Source organism: Mycobacterium sp. shizuoka-1 (genome assembly GCF_002723835.1).
Taxonomy (GTDB): Bacteria; Actinomycetota; Actinomycetes; order Mycobacteriales; family Mycobacteriaceae; genus Mycobacterium.
Map to the genome: position 1 here is coordinate 14,692 of NZ_BEWG01000127.1, position 24,366 is coordinate 39,057.

Genomic DNA, 24,366 nt, shown 5'->3' on the forward strand with positions numbered 1-24,366 from the left:
AAGCACTTGCTTTGTTAGCCCGGGACCGATGCGCCGGGTATCAGGCCTTGAGGAGTCTCGATGACGAGCCAACCGCGCACCACACCCGGGGTGCTGGACCGGATGGCACTCGATTTCGCCGACCACGACGCACTGATCACTGATGACCGCACGTTCACGTTCGCCGAACTGCGCGACGAGGTTCGCCGGGCGGCGGCCGCGATCGTCGGCCTGGGGGTCCAACCCGGCGACAAGGTCGCGATCTGGTCGCCGAATACCTGGCACTGGGTGATCGCGTGCCTGGCCACCCACTACGCCGGTGCGGTGATGGTGCCGCTGAACACCCGCTATACCGCCGACGAGGCATCTGACATCCTGGCCCGCACCGAGGCTCCGCTGCTGTTCGGGATGGGCCGCTTCCTGGGCAACGACCGGGTCGCCGAGCTGGATCGCGCCGCCCTGCCCGCGCTGCGCCACATCGTGCGCATCCCCATCGACGAGGCGGACGGAACCTGGGACGAGTTCCTCGCGGGACCGCAGGCGCCGATGTCGGAGGTCGACGCCCGCGCTGCGGCGGTGCGCCCAGACGATCCGTCCGACGTGCTCTTCACCTCCGGCACCACCGGGCGCAGCAAAGGCGTGCTGTGCGCACACCGTCAGTCGCTGGCCGCCCCGGCGGCCTGGGCCGAATGCGGACAGCTCACCAGCGCCGACCGCTACCTCTGCATCAACCCGTTCTTCCACAACTTCGGCTACAAGGCCGGCATCCTGGCCTGCCTGCAGACCGGCGCCACCCTAATTCCGTTGCTGACCTTCGACCCCGAGCAGGCCATGCGGGTGATCGCCGAGAAGCGCATCACCGTGGTACCCGGGCCGCCGACCATCTTCCAGACGCTGCTGGATCACCCGAATCGCGGCCAGTACGACCTGAGTTCATTGCGTTTCGCGGTGACCGGCGCGGCGACCGTGCCGGTCGTGCTGATCGAACGTATGCAGGCCGAGCTGGACTTCGACATCGTGCTCACCGCCTACGGGCTGACCGAGGCCAACGGCTTCGGCACCATGTGCCGCGCCGACGATGACGCCGTCACCGTGGCCACCACCTGCGGGCGGCCGATCGCCGACTTCGAGCTGCGCATCGACACTCCCGACCAGACCGGTGCCGGCGAGGTGCTGCTGCGCGGACCCAACGTCATGCTCGGCTATCTCGACGACCCGGCTGCCACCGCGGCGGCGATCGACGCCGACGGCTGGCTGCACACCGGCGACGTCGGCACCGTCGACGAGGCCGGAAACCTGCGCATCACCGACCGGCTCAAGGACATGTACATCTGCGGCGGCTTCAACGTCTACCCGGCCGAGGTGGAGCAGGTGCTCGCCCGCCTCGAGGGGGTCGCCGACGCTGCCGTGATCGGGGTGCCCGACGGACGCCTCGGCGAGGTCGGGCGGGCGTTCATCGTGCGCCGCGACGGCAGTGACCTCGACGAGCAGGCCGTGATCGACTACACCCGCAAGCACCTGGCCAATTTCAAGACCCCACGCTCGGTGGTCTTCGTGGCGTCCCTGCCTCGAAACCCCGGCGGCAAAGTGGTCAAACCCACACTGCGAGAGATGGTTTGATGGATCTGCGCTACGACGACGCCACCGAAGAGTTCCGCCAGGAGGTGCGCACCTTCCTGTCGGCCAACGCCGATGCGTTCCCGACGAAGTCCTACGACACCGCCGAGGGGTTCGAGCAGCATCGGGTCTGGGACCGGGTGCTCTTCGATGCCGGCCTCTCGGTGATCACCTGGCCCGAGAAGTACGGCGGCCGGGACGCCAGCCTGTTGCAGTGGGTGGTCTACGAGGAAGAGTATTTCCGCGCCGGCGCACCCGGGCGGGCCAGCGCCAACGGCACCTCCATGCTGGCACCCACCCTTTTCGCGCACGGCACCGAAGAGCAGCTGGACCGAGTCCTGCCGAAAATGGCCAGCGGCGAAGAGATCTGGGCCCAGGCGTGGTCAGAACCCGAGTCGGGCAGCGATCTGGCGTCACTACGATCGACAGCCACCCAGACCGACGGCGGCTGGCTGCTCAACGGACAGAAGATCTGGAGCAGCCGCGCGGTGTTCGGCGACCGGGCCTTCGGCCTGTTTCGCTCCGATCCCAGCGCCGAACGCCATCGCGGGCTGACCTACTTCATGTTCGATCTCAAGACCGAGGGCGTGACGGTTCGCCCGATCGCCCAGCTGGGCGGCGACACCGGATTCGGAGAAGTATTCCTGGACAACGTGTTCGTGCCGGATGCCGACGTCATCGGCGGCGTGCATGACGGCTGGCGCGCCGCGATGAGCACCTCGAGCAACGAGCGCGGCATGTCGCTGCGTAGCCCCGCCCGCTTCCTGGCGCCGGCCGAACGGTTGGTGTCGCAGTGGCACGACCGGGGCGCCGACCCGGCCATCGCCGACCGCGTGGCCGACGCCTGGATCAAGGCGCAGGCCTACCGGCTGCACACGTTCGGCACCGTGACCCGGGTGGCCGGCGGTGGTGAGCTGGGCGCCGAATCCTCGGTGACGAAGGTCTTCTGGTCGGAGCTCGACGTGGCGATCCACCAGACCGCTCTGGAACTGCGGGGGGCCGACGCCGAGCTCGCCGATGCCTGGACCGACGGTCTGCTGTTCGCCCTCGGCGGCCCGATCTACGCGGGCACCAACGAAATTCAGCGCAACATCATCGCCGAGCGGCTGCTCGGGCTGCCCCGAGAGAGCTCAGCGAGCGCAGGAGCGAAGAAATGAAATTCGCACTCGACGAACAGCAGCGGGACTTCGCCGCGAGCATCGACGCCGCCTTGGGGGCCGCCGACGTGCCGAGCACGGTGCGGGCCTGGGCCGACGGTGACACCGCGCCGGCCCGCAAGGTGTGGTCGACGCTGACCGACCTGGGCGTCACCGCCCTGACGGTGCCGGAGCGCTATGACGGCATCGAGGCCCACCCGGTCGACCTGGTGGTCGCGCTGGAGCGCCTCGGCCGCTGGAACGTACCGGGTCCGGTCACCGAATCCATCGCCGTCGCACCGGTTCTGCTTGCGGACGACGAGCGTTCCGCCGCTTTGGCGGCCGGCGACCTGATCGCCACGGTGGCGCTGCCGCCCGCGGTGCCGCGCGCGGTCAACGCCGACTTCGCCGGAGTGACGCTGCTGGCCCAGGACGGCCAGGTCGGCGATGCGACCGTGGGCGACGGCCACGAGTCCGTCGACCCAACCCGCACCCTCTTCGACGTGACCGTGGGCGCCGACACCAGCGCCGCCGACGTGGCGCGCGCGTACGACATCGGTGCGCTCGCGACCGCGGCGCAGCTGGTCGGCGCCGCCCAGGCGATGCTGGACATGTCGGTGGAATACGCCAAGCAGCGCAGCCAGTTCGGCCGGGTCATCGGCGGTTACCAGGCGATCAAGCACAAGCTGGCCGACGTCCACATCGCGGTGGAGATGGCCCGCCCCCTGGTCTACGGCGCGGCGCTGTCGCTGGCCGACGGGTCACCGGACACCGCGCGCGATGTCAGTGCCGCCAAGGCCGCCGCCTCGGACGCCGCCCTGCTCGCGGCGCGGTCGTCCCTGCAGACCCACGGCGCCATCGGGTTCACCTCCGAACACGATCTGTCGCTGTGGCTGCTGCGCGTGCAGGCACTGCATTCGGCCTGGGGCGATCCGGCCAGCCATCGACGTCGCGTGCTGGAGGCGCTGGCATGACCTCGGTTGAAGAACGGCAGATGCTGCGCGACACCGTCGTCGCGCTGATCGACAAACACGCCTCCCCCGCCGCGGTCCGGGAGGCGATGGAGTCGCCGCGCGGCTACGACGAATCGCTGTGGGCGATGCTCTGCGAGCAGGTGGGTGTCGCCGCGCTCGTCGTACCCGAGGAACTCGGCGGCGCCGGCGGCGAACTGGCCGATGCCGCAGCCGTTCTCGAGGAGCTCGGCCGTGGCCTGGTTCCCACGCCGCTGTTCGGCACGACGCTGACCGAGCTGGCACTGCTGGCCGCCGACGAACCCGACACCGACGCACTCGAGCAGCTGGCGGCCGGCGAGTCCATCGGTGCGGTGGTCTTCGACCCCGGATACGTGGTCAACGGAGACGTCGCCGACGTGGTGGTCGCGGTAGAGGACGGCTCGCTGAACCGGTGGAGTGACGTCACCGCCGAGACCCTGGTGACGATGGATCCGACCCGTCGGCTGGCCCGGCTGTCGGCCGGCTCCACGGCCCCGATCGGCACCGACCCGGGATTGGCGGACACGGCGGCGATCCTGCTCGCGGCCGAGCAGATCGGTGCCGCCGCGCGGTGTCTGGACCTCACGGTCGCCTATACCAAGGAACGTGTGCAGTTCGGCCGGCCGATCGGCAGCTTCCAGGCGCTCAAGCACCGGATGGCCGACCTGTATGTCGCGGTGCAGTCCGCCCGTGCCCTCGTCGGCGATGCGGTGGCCCAGCCCACCCCGGTGTCGGCCGCCCTGGCCCGGCTGTCCGCCACCGAGGCGTTCACGACGGTGGCCGGCGAGGCGATCCAGTTGCACGGTGGCATCGCGATCACCTGGGAGCACGACATCCAGCTGTACTTCAAGCGGGCGCACGGCAGCGCCCAGTTGCTGGGCACAGTGTCGGATCAACTTCACCGGCTCGAATCCGAGGTGCTCTAGCCTAGGCAGCATGGCGACCGGTTCCGTCGAGGATCTTCCCCGGCCGATCGGCTACGTCCTGGGCGGCGGTGGCAGCCTCGGTGCAATCCAGGTCGGAATGCTGCAGGCGCTCAGCGAGCGCGATCTGCGACCAGACCTGGTGGCCGGGACGTCCGTCGGCTCGATCAACGGTGCGGTGCTGGCCTCGGATCCGACCGGCGCGGCGCACCGCCTCTCCCACGCCTGGGCACGGATGACCCGAGACCGGGTGTTCCCCGGCGGCCTCATCGCCCAGGCGCTCATGCTGCAGCGGGTCAAGACACACCTGTTCCCCAACACCGGGCTGGCCGAGGTGATCGCCGAATTCCTGGGCAGCAGCACCGATTTCAGCGATCTGGCGCTGCCCTTCGCCGCCGTCACGATGGACGTCGCAACGGCGGCACCGCACGTACTGCGCTCGGGCCCGCTGTTGCCGGCCCTGCTGGCCAGTGCGGCGATCCCCGGCATCTATCCGCCGGTGAACCACGACGGCCTGCGGCTCTACGACGGTGGAGTCGTGGCCAACGTGCCCATGCGGCAGGCGGTCGCGATGGGGGCGCGATCGCTGATCGTGCTGGATTGCTTCTTCCCCGGCCAGCTGCCCGCCTCGACCGACACCATCGCCGACATCGTGCTGTACACGGCATTGGTCACCATGCGCTCGCAGGCGGTGGCCGAGGCGACCCTGGTCGCCAACGAACTGCCGGTGGTGTACCTGCCGGGTCCGTCGCCCAAGTTGGTGTCACCCCTGGACTTCAGCCACACCACCGCGTTGATCGAGGACGCCTACACCTACGCCCGCCGGTTCCTCGACAACCTCCGGATCGGCGACGGCCCCGGCCTGTACGGTCAGCGCCCGCCCGAGGCAGATGTTCTAACGTGACCGGAGTGAACAGTCGCGTCGCGTTGCGGGCCGGTATCCCGCCGTTCTATGTGATGGACGTGTGGCTGGCCGCCGCCGAGCGCCAGCGCACCCACGGCGACCTGGTGAACCTCTCGGCGGGCCAACCCAGTGTCGGCGCCCCCGAGCCGGTGCGGGCAGCCGCCGCGGCCGCGCTGGCGGCCAACCAGCTGGGCTACACCGTCGCGCTCGGCATTCCGGAGCTGCGGGAGGCGATCGCCAGTTCCTACGCCGACCGCTACAGCCTGGACGTCAGCGCAGACGACGTGGTGGTGACCACCGGGTCCTCGGGTGGTTTCCTGTTGGCCTTCTTGGCCTGCTTCGACGTCGGTGACCGGGTGGCCATCGCCAGCCCGGGCTATCCCTGCTACCGCAACATCCTGTCCGCGCTGGGATGCGAGGTGGTGGAGATCCCGTGCGGGCCGGAGACCCGGTTCCAGCCCACCGTGCAGATGCTCGCGGAGTTGGATCCGCCGGTGCAGGGCGTGATCGTGGCCAGCCCGGCCAATCCCACCGGCACCGTGATCGCGCCGCAGGAACTGGCGGCGATCGCCTCCTGGTGTGACGAGACCGGGGCCCGGCTGATCAGCGACGAGGTGTACCACGGGCTGGTCTACCCCGGTGCGCCGGAAACCTCATGCGCATGGCAGACATCACGTAATGCCGTTGTGGCGAACAGCTTCTCGAAGTATTTCGCGATGACGGGCTGGCGGCTGGGCTGGTTGTTGGTACCCCGGGAACTGCGTCGCGCGGTCGACTGCCTGACCGGCAACTTCACCATCTGCCCACCGGTGCTGCCGCAGTTCGCCGCGGTGGCGGCGTTCACGCCGGAGTCCATCGCCGAAGCACAAGGCCATCTGCACCACTACGCGACCAACCGGGAGACGCTGCTGGCCGGTCTGCGTCAGATCGGCCTCACCAGGCTGGCACCCACCGACGGTGCGTTCTACGTCTACGCCGACGTCTCGGATTTCACCTCCGACTCACTGACGTTCTGCGAAAAGCTTTTGGCCGATACCGGATTGGCGATCGCTCCCGGGATCGACTTCGACCCGGTGCGTGGCGGGGCATTCGTCCGGCTGTCGTTCGCCGGGCCGGCCGGCGATATCGACGAGGCGCTGCGCAGGCTCGGGCCGTGGCTTCGCTGACTTGTCAGTAGAGCCGTGTACCGTCGGCTACATGTTCGAAAGGTTGTCGAATTCGACGCTGAGGCCGACGAGGCAACGCTGCGTGGGGTCGTCGAGCAGCTCGAACAGCTGAAGGGCGCCGCGGCCGCCGCGCAGGCCCGCGCAACGGAAGCCTGGGCGACCAAGCGCCATGCGGCGGAAGCGGCAGCGGGTGTCCCGAAGCAGAAACGCGGCCGTGGACTGGCCAACGAGGTGGCCCTCGCTCGTCGTGTCGCGCCGAAACGAGGTGGCCAACACCTCGGGTTGGCGACCGCGCTCGTACGCGAGATGCCGCACGCCCTCGCCGCACTGGAATGTGGTGCACTCAACGAGTGGCGCGCGACGTTGATCGTGCGAGAGTCAGCCTGTCTTTCGATCGAGCATCGTAGGCAACTGTATACCGAACTGTGTAGCGACACTACGGCACTCGAAGGCTGGGGCGACAACCGAGTTGCGGCTGAGGCGAAGAAGATCGCCGTGCGCCTGGACGCGCAAGCCGTTGTCGAACGCACCGCCAAAGCCGCCGCCGACCGGTGCGTGTGGATCCGGCCTGCGCCGGACGCCATGGCCTACGTAACGGTGTTGTTGCCCGTCGCGCAAGGAGTCGCGCTGTACGCCACGGTCAAACGAGAAGCCGACACCACTTTTGACGGACGTTCCCGAGGTCAGGTCATGGCCGACACCGTGGTGGAGCGCATTACCGGTAGGCCCGCAGACCAGCCCATACCGGTTTCACTCAACCTGGTGATGGCCGATACCACCTTGGCTGGCGACGACGATGAGTCGGCGTGGCTGGACGGCTACGGTCCGGTGCCCGCCCGGTTCGCGTGCAAGATCGTCGGCGACGCCGCGGTCGATGAAGACGCCAGAACCACGCTGCGGCGGCTCTATCGGCATCCCGACAGCGGACAGCTGGTTGCGATGGAATCGCGTTCGCGGATCTTTCCAAGGGGGTTGGCCGCGTTCATCGGACTGCGGGACCAAACCTGCCGAACACCGTACTGCGACGCTCCTATTCGCCATCGGGATCACGCGCTACCGCACCGCGATTCCGGGAGCACGAGCGCGCTTAACGGCCTGGGCGAGTGCGAAGCGTGCAACTACGCCAAAGAAGCCCGCGGCTGGCGGGTACGTACTACCGAGTGCGACGGCAAGCATCAGGCCACATTCACCACTCCGACCGGCGCCACCTATCGCTCCATCGCGCCACCGTTACCAGGGCCCCCAATCCGAAAACGGATCAGCTTCACCGAAAGTCAGCTCAGTGTCGACCTGGTAACCTTCGACGCTGCTTGACCACTAACGGGCGCTCCAGCCGCCGTCCATCGTGTAGGACGCCCCCGTCACCATGGCCGCGGCCGGTGACGTCAGCCAGCCGACCAGGTCAGCGACCTCCTCGGGTTCCACCAGTCGTTTGATCGCGCTCTCGCCGAGCAGGATCCGCTCGAGCACTTCCTGCTCGCCGATGCCGTGAGTGCGGGCCTGGTCGGCGATCTGCTTGGTCACCAACGGGGTTCGCACGTATCCCGGATTCACGCAGTTGCTGGTGACGCCCTTGGGGCCACCCTCGAGGGCGGTGACCTTGGACAGGCCCTCCAACCCGTGTTTGGCGGTGACGTAGGCGACCTTGAATTCCGACGCGCGCAGGCCGTGCACCGAGGAGATATTCACGATCCGGCCGAACCCGCGCGCATACATGGCCGGCAGCGCGGCCCGGATGAGCAGGAACGGCGCCTCCACCATCAGCGCGAGCAGCGTCCGGAACTTCTCCGGCGAATAGTCCACGATCGGGTCGATCGCCTGCATCCCGGCGTTGTTGACCAGGATGTCGACGTCGAGTCGCAACTCCTCGAGCGCGTTGACGTCGAGAAGGTCGACCGCCCAGGTCTTTGCGCCGATCTCGGCGGCGACGGCCGCGGCACCGGCGCCGTCCAGGTCGGCGACGATGACGTGCGCTCCCCGCCCGGCGAGTTCACGCGCGCACGCCGCGCCGATGCCGCTCGCGGCACCGGTGACCAATGCGGTGCGGCCGGTCAGCGTGGTCACCTGGTGGCCGCAGCAGACGTCGGCAGCCCATGGCGCTCGGCGTCGGCGGTGTCGATGTCAGCGAGGTCGATCCCCTTCGTCTCCCGGGCGAAGGCCAGCGCGATGAGGGTGATCACCGCGGCAGCGGCCAGGTAGATCGCGATCGGGACGGCCGAGTCGTAGATGTCCAGCAGCTTCACCGCGATGATCGGCGCCAGCGATCCGGCGAAGATCGCGGTCACCTGATAGCCAAGGGACACACCGGAATAGCGCATCCGGGTCGGGAACATCTCGGCCATCAGCGCCGGCTGCGGGGCGTACATCAGAGCGTGGATGACCAGACCCAGGACTATGGACCCCATGATCAGCAGGTACTGGCCGCTGTTCATCATCGGGAACGCGACGAAGCCCCACGCGCCCGCCCCGATCGCACCGATCAGGTAGACCGGTTTGCGGCCGTAGCGGTCCGAGAGCCGGCCGGCATATGGAATGACCACGAAATGCACAGCGTGCGCGACCAGCAGCCACCAGAGGATGTCGCTGGTGTCGGCGTGCACCTGGACCTTGAGGTAGGTGATCGAGAACGTGACCACCAGGTAGTACATGATGTTCTCGGCCACGCGCAGCCCCATCGCGGTGAAAACGCCACGGGGATAACGCTTCAGAACCTCGACGACGCCATAGGAGCCGGCCTTCATCCGTTCGGCTTCCTGCTGGGCCTCGACGAAGATCGGCGCGTCGGTGACCTTGGTCCGGATGTAGTAGCCGACCAGCACCACCACCGCGGACAGCCAGAATGCGACACGCCAGCCCCAGGACAGGAACGCCGTATCCGACAGCGTCGCGGTCAGCGTCAGCAACACCACGGTCGCCAGCATGTTGCCCACCGGCACACCGGCCTGCGGCCAGCTGGCCCAGAATCCCCGCTCCCGGTTGGGGCTGTGTTCGGCCACCAGCAGCACCGCACCGCCCCACTCCCCGCCCACGGCGAAGCCCTGGACGAAACGCAGAATCACCAGAAGGGTCGGTGCCCAGTAGCCGATCTGGCCGAAGGTCGGCAGGCAACCCATCAGAAACGTCGACACCCCGACCAGCACCAGGCTGAACTGCAGCAGCTTCTTGCGGCCGTACTTGTCGCCGAAGTGGCCGAACACCACACCGCCGAGCGGGCGCGCGGCGAAACCCACCGCGTAGGTGATGAACGCGGCCAGGATCGCGTCCAGGTCGCTGGTGCCCTTGGCGAAAAAGATCTTGTTGAAAACCAGGGTGGCCGCGGTGCCATAGAGAAAGAACTCGTACCACTCGACGACCGTGCCCGCCATGGACGCCGCGACCACCTTGCGCAGCCCGCTTACCGCCGTGGTCACACTCATCGCTGCTCCTCCTCGCCTAGGCCGCATCCCGGGGACTGCCCCCATGTGATCGCGACCACACCTCGATGAGTATTCGCGCACACCTGAAGACCAAGCAATGGCGAAATTCGCAGCACTTATCTGCGAATATGCAGATATGGCCGTTCCACCTGCCCAACGCCCCAGCGCCGACGATCTCCTGGTGCTGTTGGCCGTCGGCCGCACCGGCCGGTTCGTGACGGCCGCCGAGGAACTCGGCCTCAACCACACCACGATCTCGCGCCGGATCGCCGCGCTGGAGCAGACGCTCGGTGGCCGCGTGCTGGCCAGGGCGGCCGGCGGCTGGGAGCTGACCGACCTCGGCCGCGCCGCGCTGGCCGCCGCCGAAAGCATCGACTCGGCGGTGCGCTCACTGGCTCTGCGCGCCGATGGAGACCACCCGCTGCACGGCGTCGTGCGGATGTCGGCCACCGACGGTTTCAGCGCGTACATCGCCGCACCGGCAGCGGCCCAGATGCAGCGCCGCCACCCGCGGGTGGCCGTCGAGATCGTGACCGCGACCCGCCGCGCCTCCCAGCAGCGCTCCGGTCTGGACATCGAGGTTGTGGTCGGCGAGCCGCGGGTCCGCCGCGCCACCGCGGTGCACCTCGGCGACTACCGACTCGGGCTCTACGGCTCGCGTAGCTACCTGCACAGCCACGGCAGCCCGGCAACCGTCGCGGAACTGGCGCGCTACCCGCTGGTGTACTTCATCGATTCGATGTTGCAGGTCGACGACCTCGACCTGGCCTCGAATTCCGTTCCGGCCATGGGCGAATCGGTGACATCGACGAATGTCTTCGTGCACGTCGAGGCCACCCGCGCGGCCGCCGGACTGGGACTACTGCCCTGCTTCATGGCCGATCGCCACGACGACCTGGTGCGGCTGCTGCCCGACCAGCTGGCTCCGCGGCTGAGCTACTGGCTCGTGGCGCGCACCGAGACCCTGCGCAGGCCTGAGGTCGCCGCGCTGGTCGCGGCGATCACGGCACGGATGGCCGAGATGAGCGAGGCCCTGCTCGGTACCGGCGCGCGGTGAGCGCAAATATTGCGGGCGATCGCCACAGCTGGTGGGCTGGCGGTCATGCCCTTCATCGACCATGAGCTCGGCCGCGCCTACTACCGGCACTGGGCCGCAACCGAACCGCGTGCGGCGGTCGTCTTCCTGCATGGCTTCGGCGAACACACCGGCGTCTACCACCGGCTCGGTTTCGCTCTGAACGCGGCCGGGATCGACCTGTGGGCGGTCGACCAGTTCGGCCACGGACTGTCCCCGGGCGCACGCGGCGACTTCGGCCGGATCGAGGACAGCTCCGCGTTGGCCGAGCGCCTCACCGAGCTGGCCGAGCAGGCGACGCCGGGCATCCCGCTGATCGCGCAGGGGCACTCCTACGGCGCGGTGGTGACGTTGTTCCGGCTGCTCGAGTCGCCGCAGCGCTACCGGGCCGGGATCATCTCCGGCGCGCCGGTGGTCCCGGTGCCCGAACTGCTCGACACCGACACCTCGCTCGATCTCGATCCGCACTGGCTGTCCGGCGACCCGTTCTACCTCGACGCGATGGAGAACGACCCGCTGGCGTTCGTCGAGGCCGACAGTGTGCCGCTGGCCCGGGAACTCGACCGGGCCTGGGACCGCTTCGGCACCGAGCTGCCGCAGCTGACGGTGCCCACCTTGGCCATTCACGGCGAACTCGACCCGATCGCCCCGGTGAGCGCGCTGCGCGCCTACGCCGATCAGATCGAACGCTTGAGGCTGCACGAATTCCCGGGCGCGCACCACGACATCCTCAACGAGACGGTGCACCGCGAGGTGGCCTCCGCCATCATCGAATTCGTGGTTTCCCAGACCTGAGACGCGCTACAGCCAGGTATCGGTGGTGGTGGCGGTGAGGAACGCGTCGAGGTCGTCGCGCCACTGCGCCGGGGTGTTCTTGTCCGGCTCGATGCCGGTGTACTCGCCGCGGTAGAACAGCAGCGGGCGCGGCTTGACCTTCGGTACCTCCGACAGCGCGTGCACGGCGCCGAACACCACGAAGTGGTCGCCACCGTCGTGCACCGATGCCACTGTGCAGTCGATGTGCGCCAGCGCGCCGTCGATCACCGGGGATCCCAGCTTGCTTGGCGTCCAGTCGATTCCGGCGAACTTGTCCGGCTCCCGGGAGCCGAACCGGGCAGAGACGTGTTGTTGCTTCTCGTGCAGGATGTTGACGCAGAACTTCCCGCTGGCCTCGATCGCCGCCCACGACCTCGACATCTTGGTCGGGCAGAACAGCACCAGCGGAGGCTCGAGGGACAACGCCGCGAACGACTGGCAGGCGAACCCCACCGGCGCGTCATCGTGGACGGTGGTAATGATCGTGATGCCGGTGCAGAACTGTCCGAGCACGTGACGAAACGTGCGCGGGTCGATCACGGGTTCGGACATGCGCTACTTGAAGCCGACGGAGAAGTCGTGGCCCCACAGGCTGACCGCGGTGCTCTCCCTGGCCACCCAGCCGTTGTCTTCGACCTGCAGACCCTCGCAACCGAATTCGACGTCGAAACCGCCGGGGGTCTTCATGTAGAAGGACAACATCTTGTCGTTGGTGTGCCGGCCGAGCGTCGCCGACATGGGCACCTTGCGGCGGTTGGCGCGGTCCAGGCACAGGCCGACGTCGTCGGAGTTCTCCACCTCGACCATCAGGTGCACGATCCCGGTCGGGTTGGGCATCGGCATGAAGGCCAGCGCGTGGTGCCGCGGGTTGCAGCCGTAGAACCGCAGCCACACCGGATCCGCGTCGGCCGGACGGCCCGCGATCTGCGGCGGCAGGCTCATCGAATCCCGCAGCCGGAAGCCCAGCACGTCCTGGTAGAAGGCCTGGGCGGCGGCGTCATCGTCGCAGGTGAGCACGACGTGCCCGAGGCCCTGTTCGGCGGTGACGAACTTGTGCCCGTACGGACTGACGAACCGGCGGCCCAGATATTGCGCACCGTGGAACGCCTCCAGAACGTTGCCGGCGGGATCGGAGAACCGGATCAGTCCCTCGACCCGTCGTTCGGACTTCTCCTCGCGGGTGCCCTCGGCGAAGTCGACACCCGCCTTGGCCAGCGTCTCGCGCAGGCTCTGCAGGCCGGCCGCGTCGGCGACCTCCCAGCCCGACACCAGCAACCGGTCCCGGTCGCCGGGCACGATCACCAGGCGCGCGGCGAATTCGTCCATCCGCAGGTAGAGCGCGCCGGGGGTGGCCCCGTCGCCTTCCACCATGCCGAGAACCTTGGTTCCGAACTCCCGCCAGGCCGCCACGTCGGTGGCCTCAATTCGCATGTAGCCGAGCGCCTTTAGCGTCATGCCCCACCTCCGAGGAAATCAACAGTCAGTTTGTTGAACTCGTCGAACTTCTCCAACTGAGCCCAATGTCCACATTGCCCGAAAACGTGCAGCTGCACCCGCGGAATCTGTTTGAGCGCCACCAGCGCGCCGTCCAACGGGTTGACCCGGTCCTCGCGGCCCCAGATCAACAGCACGCGCTGACGCAGTTTGTACACGTCGCGCCACATCATGCCGAGCTCGAAATCGGCCCCGGCGAACGACTTCCCCATCGCCCGCGCCGCCGCCAGCGACTCCGGTGTGCCGGCGATCGCGAAGCGTTCCTCGACCAGCTCCGGGGTGATCAGCTTCTGGTCGTAGACCATGATCCGCAGGAACTTCTCCAGGTTCTCGCGCGTCGGGTCGGCGGTGAAGCGGCCGAGCAGCTTCACCCCCTCGGTGGGGTCGGGTGCGAACAGGTTCACCGACAACCCACCCGGTCCCATCAACACCAGCGGGCCGGCCCGGTCGGGGTTGTCCAGCGCGAAGCGGACCGCGGTTCCGCCGCCGAGCGAATTGCCCACCAGGGCAGCACGTTCGATCTTGAGATGATCGAACAGATTGAGCAGGGCCGTTGCGCTGTAGCGGTTGTACTGCTCGTGCTCGGTGTGCTTGTCGGAGTGGCCGTAACCGGGCTGGTCGACCGCGAGCACGTGGAAGTGCCGCGCCAGCACCCCGATGTTGCGGGAGAAGTTCGACCAACTCGACGCGCCGGGCCCACCACCATGCAGCAGCACGACGGTCTGCGGATTCCCGACGCCCGCCTCGTGAAAGTGCAGGCGCATGTCGTCGCGGACCTGCGCATAGCGGGAAGTGGATTCGAAGGTCAGCTCGCGCTGCGACTCCACTTCCTGAATGAAGGACGTCATCGGCCGGCCAGTTACACCATCGTGTCGCCGAGCGGCAGCCCGAACTCCTGGTTGCCGAACATCACGTAGGCCCGCTCGGCGTCGTTGGCGGCGTGCACCCGGCCGGCGTGAGCGTCGCGCCAGAACCGCTGCAGCGCGGTGTCGGTGCCCAAGGCGGTGGCGCCGGCGCTCTCGAAGAGCCGGTCGATGGACGCAATCGCGCGCTGGGTGGCGCGCACCTGGTCGCGGCGGGCCTTGGCGCGTAGCTCCAGCGGAATGTCCTCACCGGCCAGCAACAGCGCGTACTCGGCCGCCAGGTTGCCCGACAGCTGCGTCCAGGCGGCGTCGATGTCGCTGGCCGCCTCGGCGATCCGGACCTTGGCGAACGGATCGTCCTTGGCCTTCTCGCCGGCGTAGGCCGCGCGCACCCGCTTGCCCTGGTGCTCGACATGGGCGTCGTAGGCGCCGTAGGCCATGCCCACGATCGGGGTGGAGATGGTCGTGGGATGCATGGTGCCCCAGGGCATCTTGTACACCGGCGCGGTGTTGGTGGCCAGACCGGCGGCGGTCAGGTCACTCATCGCCTTGAAGGAGGTGAACCGGTGCCGCGGCACGAACACGTCCTTCATCACCAGGGTGTTGCTGCCGGTGCCCTTCAGACCGACCACATGCCAGTCGTCCTCGATGTGGTAGTCGCTGATCGGGATCAAGAAGCTGCCGAAGTCGACCGGCCTGCCGTCCTTGATGACCGGGCCGCCGACGAAGGTCCACGTCGCGTGGTCGCATCCCGACGACCAGTGCCAGGCGCCGTTGACCAGGTAACCGCCGTCGGTGACGACACCGGCGCCCATCGGGGCGTAAGAGGACGAGACCCGAACCGACGGGTCGGCGCTCCAGACGTCTTCCTGGGCCTGCTGGTCGAACTGCGCCAGATGCCAGTTGTGCACGCCCAGGATGCCGGCCACCCAGCCGGTCGACCCGCAGGCGCTGGCCAGTCGGCGGACCGCCTCGTAGAACAGCGTGGGGTCGCACTGCAGACCGCCCCACTGCTCGGGCTGGAGCAGCTTGAAGAAACCGACCTCGTCGAGCGCGGCGATGGATGCGTCGGGAATGCGGCGCAGATCCTCGGTTTGTTGAGCGCGCTCGCGCAGCTTCGGCAGCAGCTCATCGATGCCGGCTAGAACCGCCTGCGCGTCACGCTGTTGAATGGACGTCACTGCATGCCTCCCAGAGATGCGTTACTGGACCAAGACTAGAACACGTTACGATTTGTGTCGAGCAGCGCGAGCCTGCGGCTGGTAGCGATATGGAAACCTATTTCTGTAACCTGTTCTAGTTGGGCTGAGGGAAGGCTAAGCGTCGTGACGCAGGTTCCACCGGACGAGCCGCTGGGTAGCCACGTGCTCGAGTTGGAAGTGACCGATGTGGTCGAGGAGACCGCGGATTCGCGGTCGCTGGTGTTCGGGGTGCCCGCCGGTGCGGACATCCCCGCCGACCGGCTGCGCTACGCGCCGGGCCAATTCCTGACCCTGCGCATCCCCAGCGACCGGACCGGTTCGGTGGCACGCTGCTACTCGCTGTGCAGTTCGCCGTTCACCGACGACGCGCTCACGGTGACCGTCAAGCGGACCGCCGACGGCTACGCGTCGAACTGGTTGTGCGACCACGCGCACCGGGGCATGAAGATCCACGTGCTGGCCCCGTCGGGCACCTTCGTCCCCAAGACGCTCGACGCCGATTTCCTGCTCATCGCCGCGGGCAGCGGGGTCACCCCGATGCTGGCGATCTGCAAGTCGGCTCTCTCACAGGGCGGCGGCCAGGTCACCCTGATCTACGCCAACCGCGACGAGAACTCGGTGATCTTCGGCAGCACGCTGCGCGAACTGGCCGCCAAATACCCCGACCGGCTCACCGTCGTGCACTGGCTGGAGTCGGTGCAAGGCCTGCCGAGCACGGCGGCGCTGAGCAAGCTGATGGCGCCGTACACCGACCGGCAGGCGTTCATCTGTGGGCCGGGGCCTTTCATGGCAGCCGCCGAAGCGGCGCTCGAGTCGCTGAACGTGCCCGCCAAGCAGGTGCACATCGAGGTGTTCCGCTCCTTGGAGACCGATCCGTTCGCCGCGGTGACGATCACCGACGACGGGGACGAACCGCCGGCCACCGCCGTCGTCGAACTCGACGGGCAGAGCCACACCGTGTCGTGGCCGCGCAACGCCAAACTGCTCGACGTGCTGCTGGACAAGGGTCTCGACGTGCCGTTCTCGTGCCGGGAAGGGCACTGCGGCGCATGCGCGGTGGTCAAGCACAGCGGCGAGGTGGAGATGGACATCAACGACGTCCTCGAGCCCAGCGACATCGCCGAAGGACTCATCCTGGCCTGCCAGGCCCGGCCCACCTCGGACTCGGTCGAGGTCACCTACGACGAGTAGGCCGCCGCCGGTTCCGTCCTGCGCACTTGCTAGCGCGGCAGGCCGAGCAGGCGTTCGCCGGCCATGGTGAGCAGGATCTGCTCGGTGCCGCCGGCGATCGTCAGGCATCGGGTGTTGAGGAAGTCGTGCACGAACCCGTCCATCACCAGGCCCCTCGACTCGGACAGTTCCTGACGGAACTCGGCCAGCGCCTGCCGGTGCCGCACGCCGATCAGCTTGCGGGCACTGGCTTCCGCACTGGTGTCGTGGCCGGCCACGGCCAACTGCGCGATCCGTTGATCCAGCAGGGACCCGGCCTGAGCGGACAGGATCAACCTGCCCAACTGGTCGGCCAGCGCGGTGTCGAGCTCGCGCTCGGCGACGGTCCGCAGCATCTCCTCCACCGGATTGCCCAGCGCGGTGCCCTGGGCCATCGCGACCCGCTCGTTGGCCAGGGTCGTGCGGGCCAGCCGCCAGCCGTCGTTCACGGTGCCGACCACCATGTCGTCGGGCACGAAGACCTCGTCGAAGAACACCTCGTTGAACAGCTCGTCACCGGTGATCTCCCGCAGCGGCCGCACCAGCAGGCCCGGCGAGCGCATGTCGATCAGGAAATAGGTGATGCCTTTGTGCTTCGGAGCGTCCGGGTCGGTTCTGGCCAGGCACACACCCCAGTGCGCCTTCTGCGCGGCCGAGGTCCACACCTTCTGCCCGGTGAGCTTCCAACCGCCCTCGGCGCGAACGGCTTTGGTGCGCAGGGCGGCCAGGTCCGACCCGGCGCCGGGCTCACTGAACAGCTGGCACCAGATGATCTCGCCGCGCAGGGTGGCCGGCACGAAGCGGTCGATCTGCTCGGGCGTGCCGCCCTCCAGGATCGTCGGCACCGCCCACCAGCCGATCACCAGGTCGGGGCGGGCCACCCCGGCCTTGGCGAGCTCGGAGTCGATGAGCAGTTGCTCGGCGGGCGCGGCCTCTCGCCCGTACGGCTTGGGCCAGTGCGGTGCGAGCAGCCCGGCGTCGGCCAGCGCGGGCTGACGCTTGTCGGCCGGCAGGGCGGCCACCTCGGCGACGGCGGCGGCGATCTCGGGCTGAAGGTGCGCCACCGACTCCAGGTCGATGTGCAACTCGCGGCGCACACCGTCCAACGTCAGCGCGGCGACCCGGCGCAGCCACGCCGGCCGGCCACCGAGGATCTGGCCGATGCTGTAGGCGCGACGCAGGTACAGGTGGGCGTCGTGCTCCCAGGTGATCCCGATACCGCCGAGCACCTGGATGCAGTCCTTGGCGTTGGCCGTGGCGGCCTCGATGCCGATCGCGGCGGCAATGGCGGCGGCGATCGACAGCTGCTGGGAGTCCTCACCGGACGCTGCGACCGCGGCGTCGGCGGCGGCCACCGCGGCCTGCTGCGAGCGCAGCAGCATCTCGGCGCACATGTGCTTGATGGCCTGGAAACTGCCGATCGGCTTGCCGAACTGCTCGCGCACCTTGGCGTAGTCGACCGCGGTGTCCAACGTCCAGCGGGCCACGCCCGCGGTCTCGGCCGCGAGCAGGGTGGCAGCCAGATCCTCGAACCGGCGGCGCGACACCGCCAAGGTGGTGGCGGGCACGGCGGCCAACGTCACCCGGGCCAGCGGACGGGAGAAGTCGGTGGCCGCCAGCAGCTCGACCGTCACGCCCTCGGCGGCCGCGTCGACCACCACGACGTCTTCGCCCACCGGCAACAGCAGGACACCGGAGGTGTCGGCGCCCAGCACGAACTCGGCGATCCCGGACACCCGGCCGTCCTCGGCGCGCAGGTCGGCTGCCGGCGCCAGACCTGCCGTGACCTCCCCGGCCGCCAGGGCTTCCAGCAGCTCGGGGTCGGTGACGACCAGCGTGGCCAGCGCGGTGGTCACGACCGGGCCCGGGATCAGCGCCCGGGCCGCCTCCTCGACCATGGCGCACAGGTCCTGGATCGACCCGCCGGCGCCACCGGCCTCCTCGGCCACCGCCACACCGAACAGGCCCAGCTCGGCCAGCGCGCGATAGACGGGTCGCCAGGCGTCGGGCGTGCCGTGTTCGACCTCGCGCACCGCGGCGAGGGCACCCGAGGAGGCCGCCCAGCTGCGGACCAACTCACGGGCGGCAAACTGTTCGTCGGTGATGGTCGCAGACACCGTCGGCTCCTAGGATTCATGCTGACTCGGGCACCAAGCCACTAGAACGTGTTCTAATAGTGCGAGCGATCAACAGTCAAGTCGACCGGTATCGCAGCAGGACACGCGACCGTCCTGGGGGACGCAGAGGTACGCGACGCAGTGTAGCGATGCGTATCGTTTCCTCCAGAAACGGCCCTTGGAAGGAGCTGACCGAGCTATGTCATCGCCAGCGCAGAAATCGTCGGCCGGCGGGGCAGGTTCGCAGCCACGTGAGGTGTTGCCGGTGTCAGTTCTCGCCGAATCGGAACTCGGTTCAGAAGCCCAGCGCGAACGCCGCAAGCGCATCCTCGACGCCACCATGGCCATCGCCTCCAAGGGTGGTTACGAGGCCGTTCAGATGCGGGCGGTGGCCGACCGTGCCGACGTGGCCGTCGGCACGCTGTACCGCTACTTCCCGTCGAAGGTGCACCTCCTGGTGTCGGCGCTGGCCCGGGAGTTCGAGCGCATCGACGCCAAGACCGACCGCTCGGTCGTCGCCGGGGGTACGCCGTTCCAGCGGCTGAACTTCATGGTGAGCAAGTTGAACCGGGCCATGCAGCGCAACCCCCTGCTGACCGAGGCGATGACGCGGGCCTACGTGTTCGCCGACGCCTCCGCCGCCGGTGAGGTTGATCACGTCGAGAAGATCATCGACAGCATGTTCGCCAGGGCGATGAGCGACGGCGAGCCGACCGAAGACCAGTACCACATCGCCCGGGTCATCTCCGACGTGTGGCTGTCCAATCTGCTGGCCTGGCTGACCCGCCGGGCCTCGGCGACCGATGTCAGCAAACGCCTCGATCTGGCGGTCCGCCTGCTGATCGGCGACGACGGCGAGTCCTAGGACGCCGTGCCCGATCTGCCCGAGAATCTGCACCGCGCACTGACCGAGGTCGCGCGCGTGCCGCGGTTGCTGGTGGCCTCCGATTTCGACGGCACCGTAGCGCCGATCGTGTCGAATCCCGCCGACGCCCGGCCACTGCCGGCCGCGGCGCAGGCACTGGCCGCGCTGGCGACCTTGCCGGGCACCGGTGCCGCGCTGATCTCGGGCCGGGCCCTGCACGACCTGCGGGTGCTGTCCGGGGCGTCGTCCGACATGCACCTGGTGGGCAGTCACGGCTCGGAGTTCGACTCCGGCTTCCTGGCTGCGATCGACGAGTCGGCGAAGTCTCTGCTGGCCGAACTCGAGGCGACGATGACCGCACTGACGCAGCGCTATCCGGGCGCGACAGTCGAGATCAAGCCGGTCAGTGTGGCATTCCATGTCCGTAACGCCGCCCCGGAACACGCCCAGCAGGCGCTCGACGCCGCACTGGACGCGGTGCGGGACTGGGACATTCACGTCACCGAGGGCAAGGCGGTACGCGAGTTCGCGGTGATCGACACCGACAAGGGCGTCGCGATCGAGCTCCTTCGCGAGCGCAGTGCCGCCAGTGCGGTGGTGTACTTCGGCGACGACGTCACCGACGAGAAGGCGTTCAGCAGACTGACCGACGACGACATCGGAGTGAAGGTCGGCCAGGGCCAGACGCTGGCCCGCTACCGCGTCGAGACCCCCGACGACGTCGCCGCTGCGCTGCGGTTGCTGCTCGAGGCCAGACGGGGTTAGGCCGGCGGTCCGGCCGTCCGGCCCCGCACCAGTTCGGTGGGCAGCACGTCGATCACCGGCAAACCGTCGCGAGGCGGGCTGTGTAGCAGCCGGCCGGCTCGCTTGCCCTTCTCCAGGCTGTTCTGCGACACCGTGGTCAACCCCCGGCTCAGCGCCTCGGGGATGCCGTCGAATCCGGTGACGGTCATCTGACCGGGCACGTAAATGCCATGCGCGCGTAGATAATCCATGGCCGATATGGCCAGCACGTCGGCGGTGCACATCAACGCGGTGATCCGTGGGTTGGCTTGTAGCGCCACCTCGGCGGCCAGCGCACCCGAGGCGGGCACGTGTTCGTAGCTCTCCACGATGGTCAGCGAGCCCGGGTCCAGACCCGCGTGGGTCATCGCGTCGCGCACCCCGGCGATGCGCTCGCTCTGGACCTGAAAGTGCGAACCGTCGCGGCGTTCGGCGCCCACCACCCCGGCCGCCTGGTCGGCGACACTGCGCTCGGTTCCCAGACGCATTGTCAGCAGCCCGATTTCGTGATGCCCCAGGCCGACGACGTACTCGGCAAGTTCCCGCATCGCGGCCCGGTCGTCGATGCAGACTCGCGAGGCGCCCGGCACGTCCTTGGGCTGGTCGACCACGACGACGGGCATGTGCCGCTGCAGCACCGTCTGCAGATAGGGATCGTCGTCGGAGGCGGCATAGACGACGAAACCGTCCACCCCGGCCGACAGCACCGCATTCGTGCCGTCCGACAGGCTTCGGCCCGGACCCGCCGCCACCAGCAGCAGGCCCTGACCGGCCTCTTCACACGACTCCGCAAGCCCGGCAACGAAATTCAATGCGGCTGGATCGCTGAACGCATAGGTCAGCGGCTCGGTGATCACCAGCCCGACCGCGCCGGCGCGCCGGGTGCGCAACGAGCGGGCCACTGGGTCCGGGCCCGCGTAGCCGAGCCGCTTGGCCGTGGCCAGCACCCGCTCACGCAGATCGGCCGACAATTGGTCGGGACGGTTGTAGGCGTTGGAGATCGTGGTCCGCGAAACCTTGAGCTCGGCGGCCAGTGAGGCCAAGGTCGCCCGCCGCCGCGGCGCGGGACTTCTGGACATGCTCCGTGAGGCTAGCGCATCGAGTTGCGTTCCACGGGCACTGATGGCATAGAGTTATTGGAAACGGTTTTCATTTGTATTCGTCTGGCCTGAGTTCGAGAGGAGCGATCGTGCGCACTGCTGCGATCCGGATGGTTGTCGGGGTGTCGGCGCTGGCGCTGACGGCGGGGCTCACCGCATGCGGCACCGAGAAGTCGGCGAACCAGGCCCAAGGCCAACCCCCGGTCGTGGTGGCCTCCACCGACGTGTGGGGCAGCGTCGCGCAGGCCGTCGCCGGCGACCACGCCAAGGTGACCTCGATCATCACCAGCGCATCGGCCGACCCGCACTCGTTCGAGGCCAGCCCCGCGAACGCCGCGGCCATCGCCGACGCCTCGCTGGTCGTCTACAACGGCGGCGGCTACGACCACTGGGTCGACGACGTGCTGGCCAGTCACAAGAACGTCGCATCGGTGGACGCCTACTCGCTGCTGCAGGCACCCCCCGGCGAACCCCAGCCGGCCAACGAACACGTCTTCTACGACCTGAGCACCGCCCGCGCCGTGGCCACCACGATCGCCGACAAACTGGCGCAGGCCGATCCGCAGCACGCCGCGGACTACAAGTCCAACGCCGAAACCTTCAACCGCAACGCCGACGCGATCGCGCAGACCGAGAAGGCCATCCGCACCAGCCACCCCGGTGCGGCAGTCGTCGCCACCGAGCCCGTCGCCCACTACCTCCTGGTCGCCGCCGGCCTGACCGACAAGACCCCCGCCGGTTTCGCCAGCGCCGTCGAGCAGGACACCGACCCCGCTCCTGTCGATGTCGCGGCCATGCTGGACCTCATCAAGTCCCGCCAGGTGGCCGCCGTGCTGTTCAACGAGCAGACCGTCACCGAGGTGACCAAGCAGGTCCAGGCTGCCGCGCAGAGCGCAGGCGTGCCCGTCGTCGCGGTCACCGAGACGCTGCCCGACGGAAAGGACTATCTGAGCTGGCAGCGCGATACCGCCGACCGGTTGACCGCAGCCCTGCAGCAGAACCGATAATCACTGCTTGTGAGTGCCGAGGTCGTCTGCTTGTCCGGTGCACGGCTGGCCTTCGGGGACCGCGTGCTGTGGGACCATCTCGATCTGAAGGTGGCCCCCGGTGAGTTCATCGCCATCCTCGGCCCCAACGGCACCGGCAAGACCTCGTTGTTCAAAGTGCTGCTGGGCCAGTTGGCGCTCAGCGCGGGCACGGCCACCATCGAAGGCCGGCCGATCGAGGCCGGCAGCGAGCGGATCGGCTACGTACCCCAGCACCGGTCGGTCGACCGGGGCCTGAGCCTGCGGGGTCGCGACCTGGTCCGCCTCGGCGTCGACGGCCACCACTGGGGCATCGGACCGCTGTCGCCGAAAGAGCGTCACCACCGGCAAGAGGTCGTCGAACGGGCGCTGGCCCAGGTTCACGCGCTCAAGCTGGCGAAGGTTCCGGTCGGCGTGATGTCGGGCGGGGAGCTGCAGCGCGTGCGCATCGCCCAGGCATTGGCCAGCGACCCGGTGCTGCTGCTGTGCGACGAGCCGCTGCTCAACCTCGACCCGGCCAGTGCCCGGCTGGTGGCCAAGCTCATCGACCGGCGCCGCCAGGCCGGCACCGCGGTGATGTTCGTGACGCATGAGGTCAACCCCGTGGTGCCCTACGTCGACCGGGTGCTCTACCTCGTCAACGGACGGTTCCGGATCGGCACGGTCGCCGAGGTGATGACCTCGGAGACCCTCTCGGAGCTCTATCAGGCCGACATCCAGGTGGTGCAGGTCGGCGACCGCTATGTGGTGGTCGGCGAGCATCTCGACCACTCCGGCCACACCCACGGGCACACCCATGAATGACCGCCTGGCCCACCTGCTCGACCATCTGTTCGCCTTCGACATCACCGCGGACCTGCTCAGCCGCGGCTTTGTCCAGCAAGCCCTGATCGCGGCGGCGCTGCTGGCGTTGGTGGCCGGGTTGATCGGGCCGTTCATCGTGATGCGCCAGATGTCGTTCGCGGTGCACGGTTCCAGCGAGCTGTCGCTGACCGGCGCGGCGTTCGCCCTGCTGGCCGGCTTCAACGTCGGGCTGGGCGCGCTGGTCGGCAGCGCGCTGGCCGCGGTGCTGTTCGGCATCCTCGGGCAGCGGGCCCGCGAGCGTGACTCCGCGATCGGCGTCGTGATGGCGTTCGGGCTGGGCCTGGCCGTGCTGTTCATCCACCTGTATCCGGGCCGGGCGGGCACCAGCTTCGCCCTTCTGACCGGCCAGATCGTCGGCGTGGGCTATTCGGGGCTGGCGCTGCTGGTCGGCGTCACGGTTCTGGTGGTCGCGGTGCTGGCCGTCAGTTTCCGGCCACTGCTGTTCGCCACCGCCGACCCGGAAGTGGCGGCCGCGCGCGGTGTTCCGGTCCGGATCCTGGGCATCGTGTTCGCGGCGCTGGTCGGCGTGGTCGCCGCCCAAGGGGTGCAGATCGTCGGCGCCCTGCTGGTGATGTCCCTGCTGATCACCCCGGCCGCCGCGGCGGCCCGGGTGTTCAGCTCACCGGCGGCCGTCATCGCGGCATCGGTGATCTTCGCCGAACTGTCCGCGGTGCTGGGGATCGTGTTGTCACTGGCGCCCGGGGTGCCGGTCTCGGTGTTCGTCACGACGATCTCGTTCGTGATCTACCTGGTGTGCTGGGCCGTCAGCCGCCGCCGGGCGGACCCCGCCGCCGCCTGAGCTTGGCCCGCAGCTGCTGCG

Annotated in this window: 23 protein-coding genes; 15 read left to right on the forward strand and 8 right to left on the reverse strand. The window is 68.5% G+C overall.

Annotation, left to right across the window (positions count from 1 at the left end; genetic code table 11):
• Window positions 1–60: 60 nt before the first annotated feature.
• Genes fadD3 through MSZK_RS30080 form a run of 7 tightly spaced genes read left to right on the forward strand, consistent with a single transcriptional unit; the run spans window position 61 to window position 8,031 of the window.
• Window positions 61–1,599, forward strand: coding sequence for a 3-((3aS,4S,7aS)-7a-methyl-1,5-dioxo-octahydro-1H-inden-4-yl)propanoate--CoA ligase FadD3 (fadD3, locus tag MSZK_RS30050; protein ID WP_099252173.1), 1,539 nt, complete (start codon window positions 61–63; stop codon window positions 1,597–1,599).
• A complete protein-coding gene (locus MSZK_RS30055; protein ID WP_099252174.1) occupies window positions 1,599–2,753 on the forward strand; it encodes an acyl-CoA dehydrogenase family protein in 1,155 nt (384 codons plus the stop codon). Before fadD3 ends, MSZK_RS30055 begins: the two co-directional genes overlap by 1 nt.
• Window positions 2,750–3,706: an acyl-CoA dehydrogenase family protein gene (locus MSZK_RS30060; RefSeq protein ID WP_099252175.1), complete on the forward strand. Its 957-nt coding sequence runs from the start codon at window positions 2,750–2,752 to the stop codon at window positions 3,704–3,706. The genes MSZK_RS30055 and MSZK_RS30060 overlap by 4 nt, the downstream gene beginning before the upstream one ends.
• Entirely contained in the window at window positions 3,703–4,650 is a 948-nt protein-coding gene (locus MSZK_RS30065) for an acyl-CoA dehydrogenase family protein (protein WP_099252176.1), read from the forward strand. The genes MSZK_RS30060 and MSZK_RS30065 overlap by 4 nt, the downstream gene beginning before the upstream one ends.
• Window positions 4,651–4,660: 10 nt before the next feature.
• Window positions 4,661–5,551, forward strand: a complete 891-nt coding sequence (locus MSZK_RS30070) for a patatin-like phospholipase family protein (protein WP_099252177.1) — start codon at window positions 4,661–4,663, stop codon at window positions 5,549–5,551.
• A gap of 5 nt (window positions 5,552–5,556) precedes the next feature.
• Window positions 5,557–6,717: a pyridoxal phosphate-dependent aminotransferase gene (locus MSZK_RS30075; protein WP_099252225.1), complete on the forward strand. Its 1,161-nt coding sequence runs from the start codon at window positions 5,557–5,559 to the stop codon at window positions 6,715–6,717.
• A 15-nt stretch (window positions 6,718–6,732) separates the two neighbouring features.
• Window positions 6,733–8,031 (forward strand): DUF222 domain-containing protein, encoded by a 1,299-nt coding sequence (locus MSZK_RS30080; protein WP_142390034.1) that lies wholly within the window; start codon window positions 6,733–6,735, stop codon window positions 8,029–8,031.
• A 3-nt stretch (window positions 8,032–8,034) separates the two neighbouring features.
• Here the strand turns inward: MSZK_RS30080 and MSZK_RS30085 are convergent, their stop codons facing one another.
• Both MSZK_RS30085 and MSZK_RS30090 read right to left on the reverse strand, forming a co-directional pair.
• Window positions 8,035–8,781 (reverse strand): 3-hydroxybutyrate dehydrogenase, encoded by a 747-nt coding sequence (locus MSZK_RS30085; RefSeq protein WP_099252178.1) that lies wholly within the window; start codon window positions 8,779–8,781, stop codon window positions 8,035–8,037.
• Window positions 8,778–10,133, reverse strand: coding sequence for an MFS transporter (locus MSZK_RS30090; RefSeq protein ID WP_199203545.1), 1,356 nt, complete (start codon window positions 10,131–10,133; stop codon window positions 8,778–8,780). The genes MSZK_RS30085 and MSZK_RS30090 overlap by 4 nt, the downstream gene beginning before the upstream one ends.
• 97 nt (window positions 10,134–10,230) lie before the next feature.
• On the opposite strand from MSZK_RS30090, the gene MSZK_RS30095 reads away from it, so the two are divergent.
• Both MSZK_RS30095 and MSZK_RS30100 read left to right on the forward strand, forming a co-directional pair.
• Entirely contained in the window at window positions 10,231–11,190 is a 960-nt protein-coding gene (locus MSZK_RS30095; protein ID WP_371411420.1) for a LysR family transcriptional regulator, read from the forward strand.
• 45 nt (window positions 11,191–11,235) lie between these two features.
• Window positions 11,236–12,003, forward strand: a complete 768-nt coding sequence (locus MSZK_RS30100) for an alpha/beta fold hydrolase (protein ID WP_099252181.1) — start codon at window positions 11,236–11,238, stop codon at window positions 12,001–12,003.
• Window positions 12,004–12,009: 6 nt separating this feature from the next.
• Here MSZK_RS30100 and hsaB read toward each other — a convergent pair whose 3' ends face one another.
• Genes hsaB through hsaA form a run of 4 tightly spaced genes read right to left on the reverse strand, consistent with a single transcriptional unit; the run spans window position 12,010 to window position 15,562 of the window.
• Complete coding sequence (gene hsaB / locus MSZK_RS30105; RefSeq protein ID WP_099252182.1) at window positions 12,010–12,576, reverse strand: 3-hydroxy-9,10-secoandrosta-1,3,5(10)-triene-9,17-dione monooxygenase reductase subunit; 567 nt, start codon at window positions 12,574–12,576, stop codon at window positions 12,010–12,012.
• A 3-nt stretch (window positions 12,577–12,579) separates the two neighbouring features.
• Complete coding sequence (gene hsaC / locus MSZK_RS30110; protein WP_099252183.1) at window positions 12,580–13,479, reverse strand: iron-dependent extradiol dioxygenase HsaC; 900 nt, start codon at window positions 13,477–13,479, stop codon at window positions 12,580–12,582.
• Window positions 13,476–14,366, reverse strand: coding sequence for a 4,5:9,10-diseco-3-hydroxy-5,9,17-trioxoandrosta-1(10),2-diene-4-oate hydrolase (gene hsaD / locus MSZK_RS30115; protein ID WP_099252184.1), 891 nt, complete (start codon window positions 14,364–14,366; stop codon window positions 13,476–13,478). Before hsaD ends, hsaC begins: the two co-directional genes overlap by 4 nt.
• Before the next feature lie 11 nt (window positions 14,367–14,377).
• On the reverse strand, window positions 14,378–15,562 hold the full coding sequence (gene hsaA, locus MSZK_RS30120) for a 3-hydroxy-9,10-secoandrosta-1,3,5(10)-triene-9,17-dione monooxygenase oxygenase subunit (RefSeq protein WP_099252185.1): 1,185 nt from the start codon (window positions 15,560–15,562) through the stop codon (window positions 14,378–14,380).
• 144 nt (window positions 15,563–15,706) lie between these two features.
• Here hsaA and MSZK_RS30125 point away from each other — a divergent pair, with 144 nt between their 5' ends.
• Complete coding sequence (locus MSZK_RS30125; RefSeq protein WP_099252186.1) at window positions 15,707–16,774, forward strand: ferredoxin--NADP reductase; 1,068 nt, start codon at window positions 15,707–15,709, stop codon at window positions 16,772–16,774.
• Window positions 16,775–16,803: 29 nt separating this feature from the next.
• Here the strand turns inward: MSZK_RS30125 and MSZK_RS30130 are convergent, their stop codons facing one another.
• Complete coding sequence (locus tag MSZK_RS30130; RefSeq protein WP_099252187.1) at window positions 16,804–18,909, reverse strand: acyl-CoA dehydrogenase; 2,106 nt, start codon at window positions 18,907–18,909, stop codon at window positions 16,804–16,806.
• Between the two features lie 265 nt (window positions 18,910–19,174).
• Here MSZK_RS30130 and kstR point away from each other — a divergent pair, with 265 nt between their 5' ends.
• Window positions 19,175–19,774: a cholesterol catabolism transcriptional regulator KstR gene (gene kstR, locus MSZK_RS30135; RefSeq protein WP_199203546.1), complete on the forward strand. Its 600-nt coding sequence runs from the start codon at window positions 19,175–19,177 to the stop codon at window positions 19,772–19,774.
• 6 nt (window positions 19,775–19,780) lie between these two features.
• Window positions 19,781–20,539 (forward strand): trehalose-phosphatase, encoded by a 759-nt coding sequence (gene otsB, locus MSZK_RS30140; protein WP_099252189.1) that lies wholly within the window; start codon window positions 19,781–19,783, stop codon window positions 20,537–20,539.
• On the opposite strand, the gene MSZK_RS30145 is transcribed toward otsB, so the two are convergent.
• Entirely contained in the window at window positions 20,536–21,636 is a 1,101-nt protein-coding gene (locus tag MSZK_RS30145) for a LacI family DNA-binding transcriptional regulator (protein ID WP_099252190.1), read from the reverse strand. The two genes, otsB and MSZK_RS30145, sit on opposite strands and share 4 nt — an antisense overlap.
• Before the next feature lie 131 nt (window positions 21,637–21,767).
• Between MSZK_RS30145 and MSZK_RS30150 the strand changes: the two genes are divergently transcribed.
• From MSZK_RS30150 to MSZK_RS30160, 3 genes are read left to right on the forward strand one after another with little or no spacing between them, the layout of a single operon-like run.
• Window positions 21,768–22,664 (forward strand): metal ABC transporter solute-binding protein, Zn/Mn family, encoded by an 897-nt coding sequence (locus tag MSZK_RS30150; RefSeq protein ID WP_099252191.1) that lies wholly within the window; start codon window positions 21,768–21,770, stop codon window positions 22,662–22,664.
• Between the two features lie 9 nt (window positions 22,665–22,673).
• Window positions 22,674–23,486 carry a metal ABC transporter ATP-binding protein gene (locus MSZK_RS30155; RefSeq protein WP_099252192.1) on the forward strand — a complete coding sequence of 271 codons (813 nt, stop codon included), beginning with the start codon at window positions 22,674–22,676 and terminating at the stop codon, window positions 23,484–23,486.
• Window positions 23,479–24,345: a metal ABC transporter permease gene (locus MSZK_RS30160; RefSeq protein WP_099252193.1), complete on the forward strand. Its 867-nt coding sequence runs from the start codon at window positions 23,479–23,481 to the stop codon at window positions 24,343–24,345. Before MSZK_RS30155 ends, MSZK_RS30160 begins: the two co-directional genes overlap by 8 nt.
• Window positions 24,346–24,366 lie beyond the last annotated feature (21 nt).

What these genes read in the sequence shown, in the direction of transcription:
- MSZK_RS30095 (WP_371411420.1), top strand. Translation starts at nt 10,231, where the DNA reads ATGGCGAAATTCGCAGCACTTATCTGCGAATATGCAGATATGGCCGTT.
- MSZK_RS30060 (WP_099252175.1), top strand. Translation starts at nt 2,750, where the DNA reads ATGAAATTCGCACTCGACGAACAGCAGCGGGACTTCGCCGCGAGCATC.
- hsaB (WP_099252182.1), bottom strand. Translation starts at nt 12,576, where the DNA reads ATGTCCGAACCCGTGATCGACCCGCGCACGTTTCGTCACGTGCTCGGA.
- MSZK_RS30150 (WP_099252191.1), top strand. Translation starts at nt 21,768, where the DNA reads ATGGTTGTCGGGGTGTCGGCGCTGGCGCTGACGGCGGGGCTCACCGCA.
- MSZK_RS30065 (WP_099252176.1), top strand. Translation starts at nt 3,703, where the DNA reads ATGACCTCGGTTGAAGAACGGCAGATGCTGCGCGACACCGTCGTCGCG.
- hsaD (WP_099252184.1), bottom strand. Translation starts at nt 14,366, where the DNA reads ATGACGTCCTTCATTCAGGAAGTGGAGTCGCAGCGCGAGCTGACCTTC.
- hsaC (WP_099252183.1), bottom strand. Translation starts at nt 13,479, where the DNA reads ATGACGCTAAAGGCGCTCGGCTACATGCGAATTGAGGCCACCGACGTG.
- MSZK_RS30070 (WP_099252177.1), top strand. Translation starts at nt 4,661, where the DNA reads ATGGCGACCGGTTCCGTCGAGGATCTTCCCCGGCCGATCGGCTACGTC.
- MSZK_RS30160 (WP_099252193.1), top strand. Translation starts at nt 23,479, where the DNA reads ATGAATGACCGCCTGGCCCACCTGCTCGACCATCTGTTCGCCTTCGAC.
- MSZK_RS30100 (WP_099252181.1), top strand. Translation starts at nt 11,236, where the DNA reads ATGCCCTTCATCGACCATGAGCTCGGCCGCGCCTACTACCGGCACTGG.
- MSZK_RS30145 (WP_099252190.1), bottom strand. Translation starts at nt 21,636, where the DNA reads ATGTCCAGAAGTCCCGCGCCGCGGCGGCGGGCGACCTTGGCCTCACTG.
- fadD3 (WP_099252173.1), top strand. Translation starts at nt 61, where the DNA reads ATGACGAGCCAACCGCGCACCACACCCGGGGTGCTGGACCGGATGGCA.
- MSZK_RS30055 (WP_099252174.1), top strand. Translation starts at nt 1,599, where the DNA reads ATGGATCTGCGCTACGACGACGCCACCGAAGAGTTCCGCCAGGAGGTG.
- MSZK_RS30090 (WP_199203545.1), bottom strand. Translation starts at nt 10,133, where the DNA reads ATGAGTGTGACCACGGCGGTAAGCGGGCTGCGCAAGGTGGTCGCGGCG.